Annotated in this window: 11 protein-coding genes, 1 pseudogene and 1 riboswitch; of the genes and pseudogenes, 8 read left to right on the top strand and 4 right to left on the bottom strand. The window is 67.2% G+C overall.

Translation table 11 applies throughout. From position 1 onward, the window contains the following. The coding region (gene trxC / locus WDW90_RS23590) for a thioredoxin TrxC (protein WP_431311109.1) at positions 1 to 494 on the top strand (494 nt) is incomplete at its 5' end. 715 nt (positions 495 to 1,209) lie between these two features. Beyond that, positions 1,210 to 3,744 (top strand): HWE histidine kinase domain-containing protein, encoded by a 2,535-nt coding sequence (locus WDW90_RS23585; protein WP_336489899.1) that lies wholly within the window; start codon positions 1,210 to 1,212, stop codon positions 3,742 to 3,744. 215 nt (positions 3,745 to 3,959) lie between these two features. Here WDW90_RS23585 and WDW90_RS23580 read toward each other — a convergent pair whose 3' ends face one another. Beyond that, positions 3,960 to 5,675, bottom strand: a complete 1,716-nt coding sequence (locus WDW90_RS23580; protein WP_336489898.1) for a sensor histidine kinase — start codon at positions 5,673 to 5,675, stop codon at positions 3,960 to 3,962. 285 nt (positions 5,676 to 5,960) lie between these two features. Next, complete coding sequence (locus WDW90_RS23575) at positions 5,961 to 6,575, bottom strand: TetR/AcrR family transcriptional regulator (RefSeq protein ID WP_336489896.1); 615 nt, start codon at positions 6,573 to 6,575, stop codon at positions 5,961 to 5,963. Between the two features lie 170 nt (positions 6,576 to 6,745). On the opposite strand from WDW90_RS23575, the gene WDW90_RS23570 reads away from it, so the two are divergent. From WDW90_RS23570 to WDW90_RS23545, 6 genes and pseudogenes are all read left to right on the top strand, one after another. Next, positions 6,746 to 7,903 carry an NADH:flavin oxidoreductase/NADH oxidase gene (locus WDW90_RS23570; RefSeq protein WP_336489895.1) on the top strand — a complete coding sequence of 386 codons (1,158 nt, stop codon included), beginning with the start codon at positions 6,746 to 6,748 and terminating at the stop codon, positions 7,901 to 7,903. A 78-nt stretch (positions 7,904 to 7,981) separates the two neighbouring features. After that, entirely contained in the window at positions 7,982 to 8,971 is a 990-nt protein-coding gene (locus tag WDW90_RS23565; protein ID WP_336489894.1) for a zinc-dependent alcohol dehydrogenase family protein, read from the top strand. A gap of 231 nt (positions 8,972 to 9,202) precedes the next feature. Further along, positions 9,203 to 9,457: pseudogene (locus WDW90_RS23560) on the top strand (glutaminase); the annotation flags it as partial. 833 nt (positions 9,458 to 10,290) lie between these two features. Next, positions 10,291 to 10,380, top strand: a riboswitch (glycine riboswitch). A gap of 314 nt (positions 10,381 to 10,694) precedes the next feature. Continuing rightward, a complete protein-coding gene (locus WDW90_RS23555; protein ID WP_336489893.1) occupies positions 10,695 to 11,429 on the top strand; it encodes a L,D-transpeptidase in 735 nt (244 codons plus the stop codon). A gap of 71 nt (positions 11,430 to 11,500) precedes the next feature. Beyond that, entirely contained in the window at positions 11,501 to 12,130 is a 630-nt protein-coding gene (locus WDW90_RS23550; protein WP_336489892.1) for a trimeric intracellular cation channel family protein, read from the top strand. A gap of 101 nt (positions 12,131 to 12,231) precedes the next feature. Beyond that, complete coding sequence (locus tag WDW90_RS23545; RefSeq protein WP_336489891.1) at positions 12,232 to 13,593, top strand: amidohydrolase; 1,362 nt, start codon at positions 12,232 to 12,234, stop codon at positions 13,591 to 13,593. A gap of 44 nt (positions 13,594 to 13,637) precedes the next feature. Here WDW90_RS23545 and WDW90_RS23540 read toward each other — a convergent pair whose 3' ends face one another. Then, positions 13,638 to 14,531, bottom strand: coding sequence for a VOC family protein (locus WDW90_RS23540; RefSeq protein WP_336489890.1), 894 nt, complete (start codon positions 14,529 to 14,531; stop codon positions 13,638 to 13,640). Continuing rightward, positions 14,528 to 15,538: an efflux RND transporter periplasmic adaptor subunit gene (locus WDW90_RS23535; RefSeq protein WP_336489889.1), complete on the bottom strand. Its 1,011-nt coding sequence runs from the start codon at positions 15,536 to 15,538 to the stop codon at positions 14,528 to 14,530. Before WDW90_RS23535 ends, WDW90_RS23540 begins: the two co-directional genes overlap by 4 nt. Positions 15,539 to 15,560: the final 22 nt, after the last annotated feature.

Genomic DNA, 15,560 nt, shown 5'->3' with positions numbered 1-15,560 from the left:
CGCTCCTGCAGTTCCAGAGACACAAGTGGAGCGAGGAGCCGATGCCCGCTGCCCGCAACATCGTCTGTCCGCACTGCGCGCGGACCAACCGGGTCCCTGCCGACCGCCCGGCTGAGGCAGCGCGATGTGGGGCCTGCCACCATCCACTGTTCGAGGGCTCTCCCGCCACAGCCGATGCCGCCGGCATTGAGAAGCACCGCCGAAACAATGACATCCCCGTCCTGGTGGACGTCTGGGCACCGTGGTGTGGCCCCTGCCGGGTCATGGCGCCGATGTTCGAGCAGGCAGCCGACGAGCTTGAGCCGGACGTACGCCTCCTGAAGGTCAACTCTGAGGAGCCGGGCGTCGCGTCAGAACTGGGAGTCAGGGGGATCCCGGCCTTGTTCCTGCTGCACAAGGGCAAGGTGGTCGCGCAGACGGCAGGTGCGATGGAGACGTCCCGGATCGTCGCCTGGGCCCGTGCGCAGATCGCGAAGGCCGCCGCCATGCCCTGACGGGAGGGGTTGAGCTCTGACAAGCCGGGTGAGCTGGAACCCCGGGAGGGCACGATCCGTGGGCCTAAGGTGACGAATATGGATGCCGGGGCGGCCCGCTGCCATGACAAGCCGTCCCGCACGCATTCCGAATGCCTGTTCGACCGCTCAAAGAGGGCGGGCACCTCGGCGCAGCGCAATGCAGAATGACCGCTGAGATCGAACGTCGGGTCGACCTTTCGCAACTTTCGCAGGCTTCGCACATCATCGATCGGTGAGTTGATCAGAACGGGCCCAGACTCATACGCGGATTGACTGTGCTCCCCTCAAGGAGGGGCTGCCGCTTCCGCTGGGATGTGGTCGAGATCGTCCAAGCCGCGGTCGATGAAGCGATGCGCGATTCCGTCGAAGGCCGTCGTGGCAGGCCTTCTCAGGAAGCAGACCGCTTGATCCGCCGAACGACCAAACAGGGCCCGAAGTGGAATGGCCGATCCTGGCCGAGAGCAGCCGGTCCGCTTTGAAGTCACTGGGGCGGCGAAGCGGATACGCCTGGCTGGACGTGCCGCCGGAACAGGAGCTGCCCATTCGCTTCCGGTGTTCAAATCGGGTTCATGGCGATCATGCTCAGGAGCGCGCAGCCCAATCCCGGCATCCCTCACAATCCAATCAGGCAGGCCGCTGAGCACGTGGCGAGGTGTGCTCTTGGATCTGGGACGCATCCAGGCTTAATCACGAGATGACCACGCCTCCCGCTGTCGACCTGACCTCATGTGACCGTGAGCCGATCCACATCCTAGGCGCGGTGCAACCGTTCGGCTTCCTCCTCGCCGTCTCGCCTGACTGGATCGTGACCCGCGCCAGCGCGAACGCGCCGGACTGGCTGGGGCGCGCCGTCGAGGACCTACTCGGCCTGCCTCTCGACGCGGTCCTCGACAGCGAGGCCATCCACCTGCTGCGCGGCCACTTGCAGACCCTGCGTGGGCCCGATGCCGTCGATCGCGTCTTCGCCGTGCGACTTCTGGCCGATAATCCGCCCTTCGACGTGGCGCTACACATCTCGGGCACTGCCATCGTCATCGAGGCCGAGCCGAGCGCACCCGAGCACCTCAGCGCCGGCAACCTCGTGCGCAACATGGTTTCACGCCTGCAGCAGACGGTCGACTTCGACCCGCTCTGCCGTGAGGCCGCCCGGCAGATGCGAGCCCTTACCGGCTTCGATCGGGTCATGGTCTACCGCTTCGCGCCCGACGGTTCGGGCGAGGTCATCGCGGAGGCCGTGCGCTCCGGCCTCGACCGCTACCTCGGCCTGCACTACCCGGCCTCCGACATCCCCAAGCAGGCGCGCGCCCTCTACGAGCGCAACTGGCTGCGCATCATTGCCGACGTAAACAGTCCGGGCACGGCAGTCGTGCCGGCGCGCGACCCCGCGGGCGAGCCCCTCGACCTGTCGCTCTCTACGCTGCGCACGGTCTCGCCCATTCACCTCGAATATCTGCGCAACATGGGCGTGGCTGCCTCTCTATCCATCTCGATCCTGCGCAACGGCCGCCTCTGGGGCCTGTTCGCCTGCCATCACACCGAGCCACGCCACATCTCACTGGAGCGGCGCACCGCCGCTGAGTTGTTTGGCCAGATGTTCTCCTGGATCCTGGAGAGCCGCGAACGCGAAGTCGTGGCCGTCCAGGAGGCGCGCTCGCGCGAGATCCACACTCGCCTGATGAGCGCCATGGCATCCGGCGGCACCAGCCTGGAGGGGTTGGCCGACTTCGCCGACGAACTCTCCGCCATCGTGACCTGCGACGGGCTGGGTTTGTGGGTGAACGGCGAGATCATCCTGCAGGGCACAACGCCGACGAGCGAGGAGTTTACCGGCCTCGTGCGCTTCCTAAATCGGACGGCGGCAAGCCAGGTCTACGCCACCGACGAGATCGGGCACTTTCATGAGCCGGGCCGCGACTTCACCGAGCGCGCGGCGGGGATGCTGGCTGTGCCCGTATCGCGCAAGCCGCGCGACTTCCTCGTGTTCTTCCGCAGCGAGGTGGCACGCACAGTGACCTGGGCCGGCAACCCGGAGAAGCCGGCAAGCCTCGGGCCGAATGGCATGCGCCTGACCCCGCGCAAGAGCTTCGAGGCTTGGCGCGAAGTGGTGCGGGGCCGTTCGCTGCCGTGGTCCGACGTCGAGGTCCGCACCGCCGAGGCGTTGCGCGTTACGCTTCTGGAGGTCATCCTGCGGCTGGCCGACTCGGCCGAGCGCGAGCGCAGGGAGGCGCAGGAGCGGCAGGAACTCCTCATCGCTGAGTTGAACCACCGGGTCCGTAACATCCTCAACCTGATCCGTGGCGTCGTCACCCAGAGCCGGTCCCATGCGGACAGCGCCGAGACCTTCGTCGAGGTGGTCGGCTCGCGTATCCAGGCTCTCGCCCGCGCGCACGACCAAGTGACCAGCGGGAACTGGGGGCCGGGCTCCCTGCGCGACCTGATCCTGCTGGAGGCTGGCGCCTATCTTGGCGCCAAGGCCGACCGGGTGAAGCTCTCTGGCACCGATGTGCTCTTGGAGCCGCAGGCGTTCACGACGCTGGCACTCGTGGTGCACGAACTCATGACGAACTCGGCCAAGTACGGGGCCCTATGCGACACGGCCGGCGTGGTCGAGGTGTGCTGGGAGCGGGACGCTCTCGATCACCTCGTCATCCACTGGCGCGAGAGCGGCGGCCCGGCGGTCCAGGCCCCGACCCGGCGCGGTTTCGGCACTACGCTGATCGAGCGCTCGATCCCGTACGAGCTCAAGGGCGAGGCGGAGGTGCACTACGAGCTCTCGGGCCTGCGGGCGCGGTTCACGGTCCCGCCAGCCTATGTTCGAGCTGCGCCGCCTCGCGAAGTCAGGCCGATCGAGCAGAAACCCGCCGCGCCTGTCCAGCTGGACGGCACGGTTCTGGTCGTCGAAGACAACATGATCATCGCGCTGGAGGCTGAGGAGGTGCTCACGGCGCTGGGCGCCGATGCGGTCGACATGGCCGCCTCGGTCCGGGAGGCACTGCGCCTGATCGAAACCTCGCCGCCAGACCGGGCCGTTCTCGACGTGAACCTGGGTAGCGAGACCAGCGTGGCCGTTGCTCGCAGACTAGCTGAGCTCGGCATCCCATACGTCTTCGCGACCGGATACGGCGAGAGTTTCAAGATCCCGCCCGACCTCGGGGTCGTACCGGTGATCAAGAAACCATACGAGGCCGATACCTTGCGGCACGCGTTCGCCGCGGCGGCAACCGTATAACTTCACACCTGCCCGCTGCTGCATGATCAGGCCTTTGACCACGCGTAGTCGAAGTCCGGTGGAGGGTACGATCCAGACTCGAACCTTCGCTGCCGCAGCATCCGCTTTCAAGACGCTGCCGGGTCCCGCTGGACGGCCGAAATGGGCGCGTAGCTGACCGTCTGCACTCGGCAATAGTCCAGCTACCGACTGCGGCGCTCATCGCACCGGCTGGTTCATCCGGCCCGGTCGAGCGACTGCGCTGCCGCAATTCCGGGGGCCGCCTGCTCAACGGGCACATCGAGGTGCAAGCGCACTCCACCCGCACAGAACTCCACGTCGATCTCGCCGTCCAACTCGCGCTTGATAGCGCCCGTGATCAGGCGGGTGCCAAACCCCCGTCGCTGCGGCGGCGAAACGTGAGGACCTCCGCTCTCCTCCCACGCCAGATACAGCCGCTTCTCGCCGTCCCCGCGCGTCGCAACGCTCCAGACGACGCGTACCCGCCCGTGAGGTGTGGATAAAGCACCATACTTCGCTGCATTCGTCGTCATTTCGTGTGCCATCATACCGATGGCTAGAACATAACGGGGAGCAAGAATGACAGGCGGGCCCTCCAAGACGACCTGATCTACGCTGCTGCGATACGGACCAAGTTCGTTCTCAAGAACCTCACGCAGCGACGCACCGCTCCAGTCATCACGCGTCAGGAGGTCGTGTGTCTTCGCCAGGGCAAGGAGGCGAGATTCGAACTGGGCAACGTCCTCTTCGCCGCCGCGTGATTGCCGGGCCAGTGCCTGCACGGTCGCCAACGTGTTCTTCACACGATGGTTCAGCTCATGCAGCATCGTGGTCTGCTGATCCTGCAAGCTGCGACTGCGGGCGAGTTCCGCCCGGAGATCGTCCTGGCTGGCCTGAACCGACTTGGCCATTGCATCGAATGCCTCGCCGAGCTGACCGAACTCGGAATGGCCCACAATGCCTGTGCGGGCGCGCAGATCGCCCGCTCGCCATGCGGCGACAGTCCGCAAAAGTCGGTCCATGGGCCAGCGAATGAAGGCACGTCCCCCGACCAATGCCCCCGCAACGGAGAGGGCTGCTCCGATGAGGATCAGAACGATGCCGCGATACGTGGCGGCATCGACGTCCGCGAAGGCCAAGGCCCGATCTCGTCCGATGACGACGGTGAGGCCCTCCAGAACACCCTTGGGATGCACAACCCCGACCACCCGCTGGCGGCCATCTAACCCCGTCACGATCCGCGCAGCATCCTGATCGCGGGCAAGGCGCGCGAGGCGTTCCGGTGGAAGGGGACGACCGACCCAGATGTCCTGATCCGGACGACGCACGAGAACAACGCCGTTGCGGTCGGCAACCGTCAGGGAGGTGCTCCTCTGAGGTACCAGATGACGGAGCCGTTCCGATAGCCAGGATAGGTCTATGCTGGCGACGAGCACGCCCACTGGTCGAGCATCGTCGTCACGCAACGGCTGTGCGAAGTGAACGGACTCGCGTTCCGTCGCCACCCCGCGCGCAAATCCGCCCATCGCGAATTCTCCTGCCGCGAGCGCGCGCTGATAATAATCGCGGTCGGAAACCGTGTAAGCGCCTGGCGCAGAGCCGAGGCTGTTGCAAAGAAGGCGACCATCCATCTCAGTAACTGCGAGGAGGATGATCTGCGGCAGCCTGTCGATGATACGATGAAGGTACTCAGTGCACGCCTGTGGGTCGCGCTGCCGGATCGCAGGCGTCTCGGCGACGATGTCGAGCGTCTGGCGGACACTCTCGGAGAGTTGATCAAGATCCCCCGCAACAACGCGAGCAGTCGCGAGAGCATCAGCTCGGACAGCTTCATCTCTATTAGCTCGCAGCGCGTATTCGTTGTAACCTTGTATTGCGAGTGCAGGAGTGAGGGCGAGTGCCACCAAAGCAAGGACGCGGCTCGTCAGCAATTTGGCCTCCCCACAGCCTTCGCCTTTCAAGCCAGAGCGCAGTTCTACGCTTCTTGGATTTGCAATCTGCGCGAGTTCACTGCCTGAAGCAAGATGCGTCGGTCGTGACCCGCGGCATAGAAGACGTGAGCATCAAGACGACGTTAAGGATTTGCAGCCGGCCGCATGGACGGTCCGAGTATGACGGCGTGTGGCGGGTGAAGACGAAGTCTCGCTCCCTCACGCGCGCCTCCTGGCAGGCGGACCAAGTCCAGCGCTGCGCCCGACGTGAACTCGGCTCCGACCTCACGTGCGGGGCAGCATCGCAAGGGACGCCCTAGCGATCCGCTCCAACTCCTCGCGCGGGGCGCCGTCCCGGGCCTGGACCGACATGCCCTGCAACAGGGTGGTGAACACCGCGGCCAGGGCCTCAACGTCGGCGCCAACCGGCAGGTCACCGGCCTTCAGAGCGCGTTCGAGACGCTGGCGGAAGTTGGTCCGGCTGACCTCGCGCAGCGCCCTCATCGCGTCGTGAACGTCCTGCGCCTCCGGAGAGACGTTGGCGGTAGAGAGCACCACCATGCAGCCGCAGGGGGCGTCGAGCGAGGACAGCACAGCGGCCGCATCGAGCAGGAAGTGCTCCATCGCCCGACGCATGTTCGGCTCCGCTGCGAGCTTCTGCCAGGGCACCGCCCAGTAGGTCGTCTCGTAGTGCTTGACGGCCTCCATGAAGAGCGACGCCTTGTTGCCGAAGGCGGCGTAGAGGCTCGGCGGGTTGATGCCCATGGCGGCGCACAACTCCCCCATGGTCGCCGGCTCATAGCCGCGCTTCCAAAACACCTCCAGGGCACGGCGGAGGGCCAACTCCCGGTCGAAGGTGCGGGGCCGTCCCTTGCTCCTGTGCGGCGTGATCGCGGTCATCGCGTCCTCGGTGTCGTTTCGCACATCAGGCCCCGCCGCCGCCGTCGAGGGCTTGACGATCTGTAATGCCCGTTACAAATGTAGGGGCAGTAACGCCCGTTACAATAACCGATTCCCAGCAAACGTGGGCGCTACGACGGCCGGTCGGGCGCAACGGAGACCTTTGCCTGATGGCCAAGCTTTTCGAACCCCTCGCCCTGCGCGACCTCACCCTGCGCAATCGCCTCGCCGTCTCGCCCATGTGCCAGTACCAGGCCGAGGAGGGGTTCGTGACCACCTATCACACCGTCCACTACGGCAAGCTGGCGCTGGGCGGCTTCGGCCTCATCATCGTCGAGGCGACCGCTGTCTCGCCGGAGGGGCGCATCACCCACGGCGACGTCGGCCTTTGGCGCGACGAGCAGGTCGAGGGGCTCGCCGGCATCGCGGCCTTCATGAAGTCCCAGGGCGCGGTCCCCGGCATTCAGTTGGCCCATGCCGGCCCGAAGGCCAGCATGCAGCGGCCCTACTACGGCGATGGCCCGCTGACCGAGGCGGACATCGCCCGCGGCGACCGGCCCTGGGCCATCGTCTCGGCCAACGCGCAGGCGGTCGACGAGGGCTGGCTGGTCCCGGAAGCGCTCGACGCGGCCGGCATCGAGAAGGTGAAGGCCGACTTCGCCGCGGCGGCCAGGCGCGCCCTCAAGGCCGGCTTCGAGGTCGTGGAGATGCATGCCGCCCACGGTTACCTGCTGAACTCGTTCCTCTCGCCGCTCACCAACAAGCGGACCGACGCCTATGGCGGCAGCCGCGAGAACCGCATGCGGTTGCCACTTGAGATCGCTCGCGAGCTGCGCGCGATCTGGCCGGCCGACAAGCCACTGTTCGTGCGCGTTTCTGCGGTCGACGGGCTGAGGACTGGCGTGACCATCGAGGACACCGTCGCTTTCGCCCGGGAATTGAAGATCATCGGCGTCGACGTGGTCGATGTATCCTCGGGCGGCGTCGGCACGGTCTACGAGCACCCGAGCGGCTACGGCCACCAGGTGCCCTACGCTGAGCGCGTGAAGCGCGACGCCGGCCTGAAGACCATGGCGGTCGGCCTGATCGTCGACCCGTTCCAGGCCGAGCAGGTCATTGCCGGCGGCCATGCCGACCTCGTCGCCATTGGGCGCGAGGCGCTGCGCGACCCGAACTTCGCGCTCAACGCCGAGCAGGCGCTCGGGGCTGCCCCGAAGGACGCGCCCTACGAGAACTGGGTGCCACAGCTCGGCTGGTGGCTGAACGGGCGCGAGCGCAAGCTCCGCCAGCTCGGCGCGTGGTCAAACGGCGAGGACGTGGCCGCCTAAGGCGAGGATCCTCGGACCCTTCCCGCAGGAGCGGCACGCTCTGGCCGCCCCTGCCCATCAGCATGCCAGGAGACTGTCATGGCTCGTGTCGTTCGCTTCCATGAGATTGGCGGCCCCGAGGTGCTCAGGGTCGAGGACATCGAGGTGCCGGCGCCCCAGGCCGGAGAGGTGCAGATCCGGGTGAAGGCTATGGGCCTGAACCGGGCCGAGGTCATGTTCCGGACCGGCCAGTACGTGACAGAGCCGAGCTTCCCGGCCATCCTCGGCTACGAGGCCGCGGGGATCGTCGAGGCGGTCGGGACCGGCGTCACAGGCTTCTCGGTCGGTGACGCGGTCAGCGTCGTGCCTTGCTTCATGCTCGGCGAGTACGGCTTGCACGGCGAGCTCGTGAACGCACCGGCCATTGGCATCGTGAAGCACCCGGCCAACCTCTTGTGGGAAGAAGCGGCCGCGACCTGGATGATGTTCACGACCGCCTACGGCGCGCTCGTCGATATCGCGAACATCCAGGCCGGCCAGACGGTGCTGATCCGCGCGGCCTCCAGCAGCGTCGGCCTCGCTGCCATCCAGATCACCAAGACGCTGGGTGCCATTCCGGTCGCGCTGACGCGCCGGGGCGCCAAGCGTGACGAACTCCTCAAGCAGGGGGCCGCCCACGTCATCGCCACTGAAGAGCAGGACCTCATGGCCGAGGTGAACCGCATCACCGATGGCAAGGGCGCGCATGTCGCCTTCGACCCAGTCGGCGGCCCGGAGGTCGCCAAGATCCTGGAGGTGCTGGGCTACCTCGGCATCTTCCTCCAGTACGGCGCTCTCGACACGGCACCTCTGTCGGTGCCGGTGATGCCGCTCCTCGGCAAAGACCTGACCGTGCGCGGCTATCAGCTGTTTGAGATTACGAAGGACCCCGCGCCCCTGCAGAAGGCGAAGGATTTCATCGTGAAGGGGCTCGCCTCCGGCACCCTGAGGCCGGTCATCGCGAGGACGTTCAAGCTCGACGAGATCGCGGGGGCGCACCGCTTCATGGAGAGCAACGTGCAGGTCGGGAAGATCGTCGTCACGGTCTGAACCTGCAGTCAGTGGTCGCCTGGCGCACCCTCGACACGGTGGTGAAGCCGAACCATGTCGCCCTCCATCGACTCGGTATGGGAGTGCTGGAGCGCTTGTCCGCGTGTTCGGGCTTGATCGTGCACCGTTCGGCTCGCGGGTCGCGCCGGCATCCTGCTTACTGAGCTTCCAGGGCCTCCTCGATGAGGCCGCGCACATCCTTCCAAGCCGGGGCGGACGGAGTGACCAGGTCGGATCAATGCCCTGATGCTCACGTGTGGGCATTCCGATGCATCCGGCGATTTCGCCTTCCGGGTCGGGATGCCGGGCGAGCCGGGGGTCGGCGGCGGGATCCTGGCCATCGTACCAGGGTGCGCTTCGATCGCGGTGTGGTCGCCAGGACTGAACGAGAACGGGAACCCGAAGCTCGGGACTCTGGCGCTTGAACGGCTTGCGGAGGCGACAGGCTGGTCGATCTTTAGCTCCAGATTGCGGTCCGACGTGTGAGCGAGGGGTGCCGGTTCAGGTCTGTCCTGCCCTCTCATGAGCCGCCGACCTCGGATGTGTCAGCGAGACTGAGGAGGGCAAATCGTTCTACCCGCACCGCGAAGCGGACCGGCCTTGTTAGGGCCAGACGAGAACGTGATTGGCCTCTGGACAGGTTGTGCCCCTGTTTTTCGGGGACAACAGGGGCATTTCTATAGAGATCATCTTCTTCTCTGTCCCTGTTATCCCCGGGGTTGTCCCTCTTCCGACAACCGAGAGTCCCATCGAACACGGCGTCAGCGTGTGCAGCCCGGCCCCTGTAGACCGTGGTCGCGAAGGCGCGGTCGAGATCGTCAAAGTCGCGGTCGATGAAGCGATGCTCGATCCCGTCGACGGCCGCCGTGATAGGCCTTCTCAGTGAGCACACCGGCGGATCCGCCGAACGACCAAACAAGGCCCGAAGCGGAATGGCCGATCCTGGCCGATTGCAGGCCGTCGGCTTTGCGGCCTGTGTAAGTGAAAAACGGACGTTCGGCCTGGCCCAGATGAAAGCCTCCGAGTGACCCATAGCTGACTAGGCGCGTCGCCATTTCGAAAGCCTGCTCTACGGCCTGAAGCAGGCGCGTCACGGGCGGTCAGTGCGTCAGGCACATTAGCGACCGGATCGCACCCGGCCCTGCGACCACGTCACTTCCGGGCAAAAGCCTATTCGCACCGACGATGGCGTGCGACCTGCAGGCTGGGCAGTGCCCGGCCTTCGTCCAGGCCCAGTCACGTGCCCAGGCGCACATTTTAGATCGCAAGCTAACGAAGTGTCTGGCTTGCCGCATCGTTCGAGGCTAGAAGGGACGAGACATCGACGCGCGGGAGAGAGCCGGCTTGGACCGGCCGCCGAAGGAGCAACTGCCCCGGAAACTCTCAGGCACCCGGACCGCCCGTCGTTCAACACTCTGGAAAGCGGAGCGGCAGCTCCCGCCGATGGTGTAAGACGTGGCCTCTCCCGAGGCCGCGTCGAAGCTCTCAGGCCGATGACAGAGGGGGCTCGCACGCATGCGGCGTGCGGAGCAACCTTGGAGGCCTGCGCGATGGCGCCCCCATAGCCCGACACGCCGAGCCCTCGGGCTCGACCCACCCTTCCCATCCGCACCGGCCGCCTCACCCCGTGAGCCGCGGCGACGACGCGCGCACGGCATCGACCATGCGGCGCGTCCGGTCCTGCGCGAGCCGGCGCCTCCACCCCCATCCTGGATGTCATCCGATGTTGGCCACCCGCCGCGCCTTCCTCCTCGCTGCCGCCGTCCTCGCCCCGGCACGGGGCCAGGCCTTCTTCTGGGACAGCGAGCCGGAACCGTCGGAGGTGCCACAGCCCGTCGAGGCGCCACCGACCCGCGATGCCTGGTACGTCGGCGAGATTTCGGACGAGCCCTTCAACATCCCGAAGGTCGACCTGGCCCTCGTCCCGCCGGAGTTCCGCCGACAGCTCGTGGACTACGACGGGCCGGAGCGCGGAGGCGCGGTCGTCATCGACACGCATCAGCGCTTCCTCTTCCTGGTGCGCGAGGACCGCACCGCGATCCGCTACGGCATCGGCGTGGGCCGAGCTGGCTTCACGTGGTCGGGCGTCGCGATGATCAGGCGCAAGGCGAAGTGGCCGGGCTGGCATCCGACCCCGGCCATGCTGAAGCGCCGGCCCGACATCCCTCGCTACGTTGAGCCGGGGGTCAACAACCCGCTCGGGTGCCGCGCCCTCTACCTCTACCAGGGGGAGCGGGACACACTCTACCGCATCCACGGCACCAACGAGCCCTGGACGGTCGGCGGCACCGATTCCTCCGGCTGCATCCGGCTCCTGAACGAGGACATCCTCGACCTCTACGGCCGCGTCCCCCTCGGTACGACCGTCGTCGTGAAGACCTCGCAGCCCGAGGTCATGGTGCAGCGCGAGTGGGACGAGTCCCCCCGCTCGGACAACCAAGTCCTGCTTTTCAGGTGAGAAGCTGAGACGAGCCGGAGCACCGCCGTTCCCACGACGTCGAGCGCGGCCGATACCCGAGACGAGACACGATGTTCGAGACTGCTACCGCAACCCTGGACTGGATCGGCGTGATCGTCTTCACGGTCACGGGTGCCCTCGCCGCCTCCCGCAAGGAAATGGACTTCGTCGGCTTCGCGGTCCTCGGCACGGCGACCGGCATCGGCGGCGGCACGCTGCGGGACCTATTGCTCGGGCTGCCGGTGTTCTGGACGGTCCAGCCGGCCTACCTGCTGACCTGCCTGCTTGTCGCTGGGTTGGTGTTCTTCACCGCCCACATCCCGCAGTCCCGCTACCGGTACCTGCTGTGGCTCGACGCCCTGGGTCTGGCCCTGTTCGCCGTGGCCGGGGCGGAGAAGTCCCTGCAGGTCGGGGCGAGCCCCCTCGTTGCCATCGTCATGGGGGTGGTCACGGCCACCTTCGGGGGCGTGATCCGCGATCTGCTCGGAGGCGAGAGCCCGGTCATTCTCAGTCGCGAGATCTATGCCTCGGCCGCGGGAGCCGGCGCAGCGGTCTTCGCGATCCTGACCGCCCTCGACATCCCGCGCGAGTTCGCGTTGGGCATCGGCTTCGCCGTCGCCCTGCTCGTGCGGGCCGCAACGCTCCGCTTCGGCTGGACGCTTCCGCGATATCGCCCCCGCGCCGGCATCCCCTATCATTGATGTCGGCCGATCCGTCGCGGCTCGCCGACTTCGAGGCGCCCCGAAACGACAGTCTTCAACGACAGGCCGCCCGCGCGGTCCAATCACAAGGGTAAGCCAAGATGGCCATCGGCAAACGTCGTTGCGGGCTCGCGCTGGCGGCCCTCGTGTCGCTTTCGGCCCTGTCAGATCCCGCATTCGCCCAGGCCGACGCCAAGGGTTTGCCCGGCCCGACCGAGGAACAGCTCGCGACGCTGCAGGCCAGCTACGAAGACATCCACGCCAACCCTGAGCTCTCGATGCAGGAGAAGCGCACGGCCGGCATCGCCGCGAAGTGGCTCAAGGAGCAGGGTTTCGAGGTCACCGGGGGCGTGGGCGGCACCGGCGTGGTCGGCATCCTGCGCAATGGCGACGGCCCGACCGTGCTCCTGCGCGCCGACATGGACGCCCTCCCGATGAAGGAGAACACCGGCCTCCCCTATGCCAGCACGAAGAAGGGGACCGATCCCGCATCAGGTCGGGAGACGGCCATCGCGCATTCCTGCGGCCATGACCTGCACGTGACTTGGCTGATGGGCGCGACCCAGATCCTGGCCGCCAACCGTGACAAGTGGCATGGGACCGTGATGGCCGTGTTTCAGCCGGGCGAGGAGATCGGCGAGGGTGCCAAGGCCATGGTCGACGACGGCATGGTGAAGCGCTTCCCGAAGCCGGTCGTCACGCTGGGCCAGCACGTGCTGCCGTTCCCGGCCGGGCAGGTGCGCCTTGCCAGCGGCCCCGTGCTTTCCCAGAGCGACAGCCTCAAGGTGACGTTGTATGGCCGCGGCGGGCACGGCTCCGGCCCGGAATCGACCATCGATCCTGTGGTGATGGCCGCCGCGACGGTGATGCGGCTGCAGACCATCGTCTCGCGCGAGGTCTCCATGACCGATAGCGCCGTGGTCACGGTCGGATCGATGCAGGCCGGTTCCAGCGCCAACATCATTCCGGACCAAGCCGAGCTTCAGCTCAACGTCCGGACCTACGACCAAGGGGTGCGGGACAAGGTGCTCGCGTCGATCAAGCGGGTGGTCGAAGGGGAGGCCTCCATCTCGGGCGCCCCGAAGCCGCCCCTCCTCACGATGCTCGGGCGTTTCCCGCTGACGGTGAACGACGAGGACGCGACGGCCAAGGTGACCGAGGCGCTGAAGCAGCGCCTGGGTGCGGACCGGGTGCAGCCTGCTGGCAACGCGGCCGCCAGCGAGGATTTCACCGTCTTCGCCCGCGCCTGGGACGTGCCCTCGGTGTTTTGGTTCGTCGGCGGGACCGATCCGAAGCGCTACGCGGAGGCCGAGAAGGCCGGGACTCTGGACGCGCTTCCTTCGAACCACTCGCCGGAGTTCGCCCCTGTCCTGACGCCGACCCTTCGGATCGGCGTGGAGACGATGCTTGCGGCCGCCGGTCATTGGCTGGCGCCCCAGGCTTCGGATGCGAAGGCACGCTGACGAGGCCGGAGCCGGGGCGCCTGCCCCGGCGCTTTCCCGGACCTTCAAAGCGCCGGCTTGGGCTTCAGACGCAACGTCGTTCCCCACGGATCGCGCACGACCAGCGTGTCCCCGTCCTCGACGAGCGACACGCCTGCATCCCGGCATCGGACCCGCGCCGCAGCGCGCGTCTCACCGTCGGTGAGCAGCCCGACCTCCGCTAGGCCCGTTGCCCCCTCCGCGCGAACCGCGGCGCCACGGCTGTTCCAGACGTTGCCGGCGAGCTGGTGGTGGTAGCCGCCCGCTCCCAGGAACAGGGCGCCGGGATTGCGGCACATGACATCGAACCCGAGCAGGCCCGCGTAGAAGCGCTCCGTCGCTTCGAGGTCGCCGACCTGAAGGTGGACGTGGCCGACGCAGGAGCCGGGCGGCATCCCCGACCAGGGCCGCTCGGCGGCACGGACGAGCCCCGTATGGTCGAGCCGTTCGTTGCGCATCGCGACCGAGCCGTCCGAAGCCCGCTGCCAAGCGGATGCCGGGCGGTCGACGTAGATTTCGATGCCGTTTCCTTCCGGATCGTCGAGGTAGACCGCCTCGCTGACGAGGTGGTCGGCGGCGCCCGTGAGCGCGATGCCGTGCTTCTCCGCATGCAGGAGCCAGGCGCCGAGGTCGCCCCGGCCCGGCAGCAGGAAGGCGGTGTGGAATAGGCCGGCCTCCCGCGGCTCCCGCGGCCGCGCGTTTGGGTCATGCCGAAGGACGAGAAGCGTCGTGTCGCCCGCACCCAGCCGCACGGCTCCGTCAGCCGCCGAGACGACGCCAAGCCCGATCACGTCCCGGTAGAAGCGGGTGAGGGCATCGAGCTTGCGTACTACGAGGGTCACAGCTTCGGCCCGGTACGGCGCCTCGGCGAGGACGCGGTCCCGCCCGTCATGGGACTCGCCTGTTGCCGCTGTCGTCATAATCTGTCTCCCTGTCTTTCTCGTTGTCTTGCCCCGCCTTCGAAAGCCGGGATCGCCGGCCGGTCCTTAACGGGTGGTCGCGTCCCGGGGTCCGGGGCTCCGCGCCAAGCACCGAACAGGCTGAAATGCGGGGTCTCGCCCTCCGGTTCGACCGCGACCGTGGCGGTGCGGCCCGCGACCAGCCGCGTCTCGTCCGGAACGCCGCCCAGCTTGATCCGCACCGGGATGCGCTGGGCGAGGCGCACCCAGGCGAAGGTCGGGTTGACGCTGGCGAGAAGGTTCGAGCCCGCCGTCCGCTCGCGGTCCTCGATGCCACCCGCGAAACTCTCCACGTGGCCGGTCAGCGTGCCCTTCTCGCCCATCAGGCGGATGCTGGCCCGGTCGCCCACATGGATCCGCGGCAGCTTGGTCTCCTCGAAATAGCCCTCCACCCGCAGGGTGTCGCTGTCGATGAGGGCCATCACTCCATGGCCGGTCGAGACATAGGTGCCGGGCCGCAGGCCCATGTTGGTGATGCGACCGTTGACCGAGGCCTTCACGGCGGAGCGGTCGAGGTTGAGCTTGGCGAGGTCGCGGTCGGCCATCGCCTGACCGTAGGCGGCCTTGGCCTCAAGGTCCGCTGCCTGCGCGGCCTCCACCCTCTGCTGAGACGCCGCGGCGTCGCTGAGCTTCAGGTAACGGGCGTAGTCCGCCGCGGCCTGCACGGCGGTCGCCTTCTTCCCCTCGACCACCGCCTCGGCCTGCCGCAAGGCCAGGGCGAAGCGGTCGGGGTCGATGCGGAAGAGGACGTCGCCTCGCTTCACCATCTGGTTGTCCGCGATCAACACCTCGGTGACGAGGCCGGAGACGTCGGGAGCCACCTGCACCACGTCGGCCCGCACCCGCCCATCCCGGGTCCAGGGAGCCTCCATGTAGTAGTCCCACAGGGCCAGCCCGACGACGATGGCGGCGGCGACCATCCCGAGGGTGATGAGGAGACGGACCGAGAGGGCGAGCAACCGAGGCATGGGTTTATCCGGGAGGTCTTGG

The organism is Methylobacterium nigriterrae (assembly GCF_037106235.1).
GTDB lineage: Bacteria > Pseudomonadota > Alphaproteobacteria > Rhizobiales > Beijerinckiaceae > Methylobacterium > Methylobacterium nigriterrae.
This window is presented reverse-complemented; position numbering and strand designations above follow the sequence as displayed.

What these genes read in the sequence shown, in the direction of transcription:
- WDW90_RS23585 (WP_336489899.1), top strand. Translation starts at nt 1,210, where the DNA reads ATGACCACGCCTCCCGCTGTCGACCTGACCTCATGTGACCGTGAGCCG.
- WDW90_RS23575 (WP_336489896.1), bottom strand. Translation starts at nt 6,575, where the DNA reads ATGACCGCGATCACGCCGCACAGGAGCAAGGGACGGCCCCGCACCTTC.
- WDW90_RS23570 (WP_336489895.1), top strand. Translation starts at nt 6,746, where the DNA reads ATGGCCAAGCTTTTCGAACCCCTCGCCCTGCGCGACCTCACCCTGCGC.
- WDW90_RS23565 (WP_336489894.1), top strand. Translation starts at nt 7,982, where the DNA reads ATGGCTCGTGTCGTTCGCTTCCATGAGATTGGCGGCCCCGAGGTGCTC.
- WDW90_RS23555 (WP_336489893.1), top strand. Translation starts at nt 10,695, where the DNA reads ATGTTGGCCACCCGCCGCGCCTTCCTCCTCGCTGCCGCCGTCCTCGCC.
- WDW90_RS23550 (WP_336489892.1), top strand. Translation starts at nt 11,501, where the DNA reads ATGTTCGAGACTGCTACCGCAACCCTGGACTGGATCGGCGTGATCGTC.
- WDW90_RS23545 (WP_336489891.1), top strand. Translation starts at nt 12,232, where the DNA reads ATGGCCATCGGCAAACGTCGTTGCGGGCTCGCGCTGGCGGCCCTCGTG.
- WDW90_RS23540 (WP_336489890.1), bottom strand. Translation starts at nt 14,531, where the DNA reads ATGACGACAGCGGCAACAGGCGAGTCCCATGACGGGCGGGACCGCGTC.
- WDW90_RS23535 (WP_336489889.1), bottom strand. Translation starts at nt 15,538, where the DNA reads ATGCCTCGGTTGCTCGCCCTCTCGGTCCGTCTCCTCATCACCCTCGGG.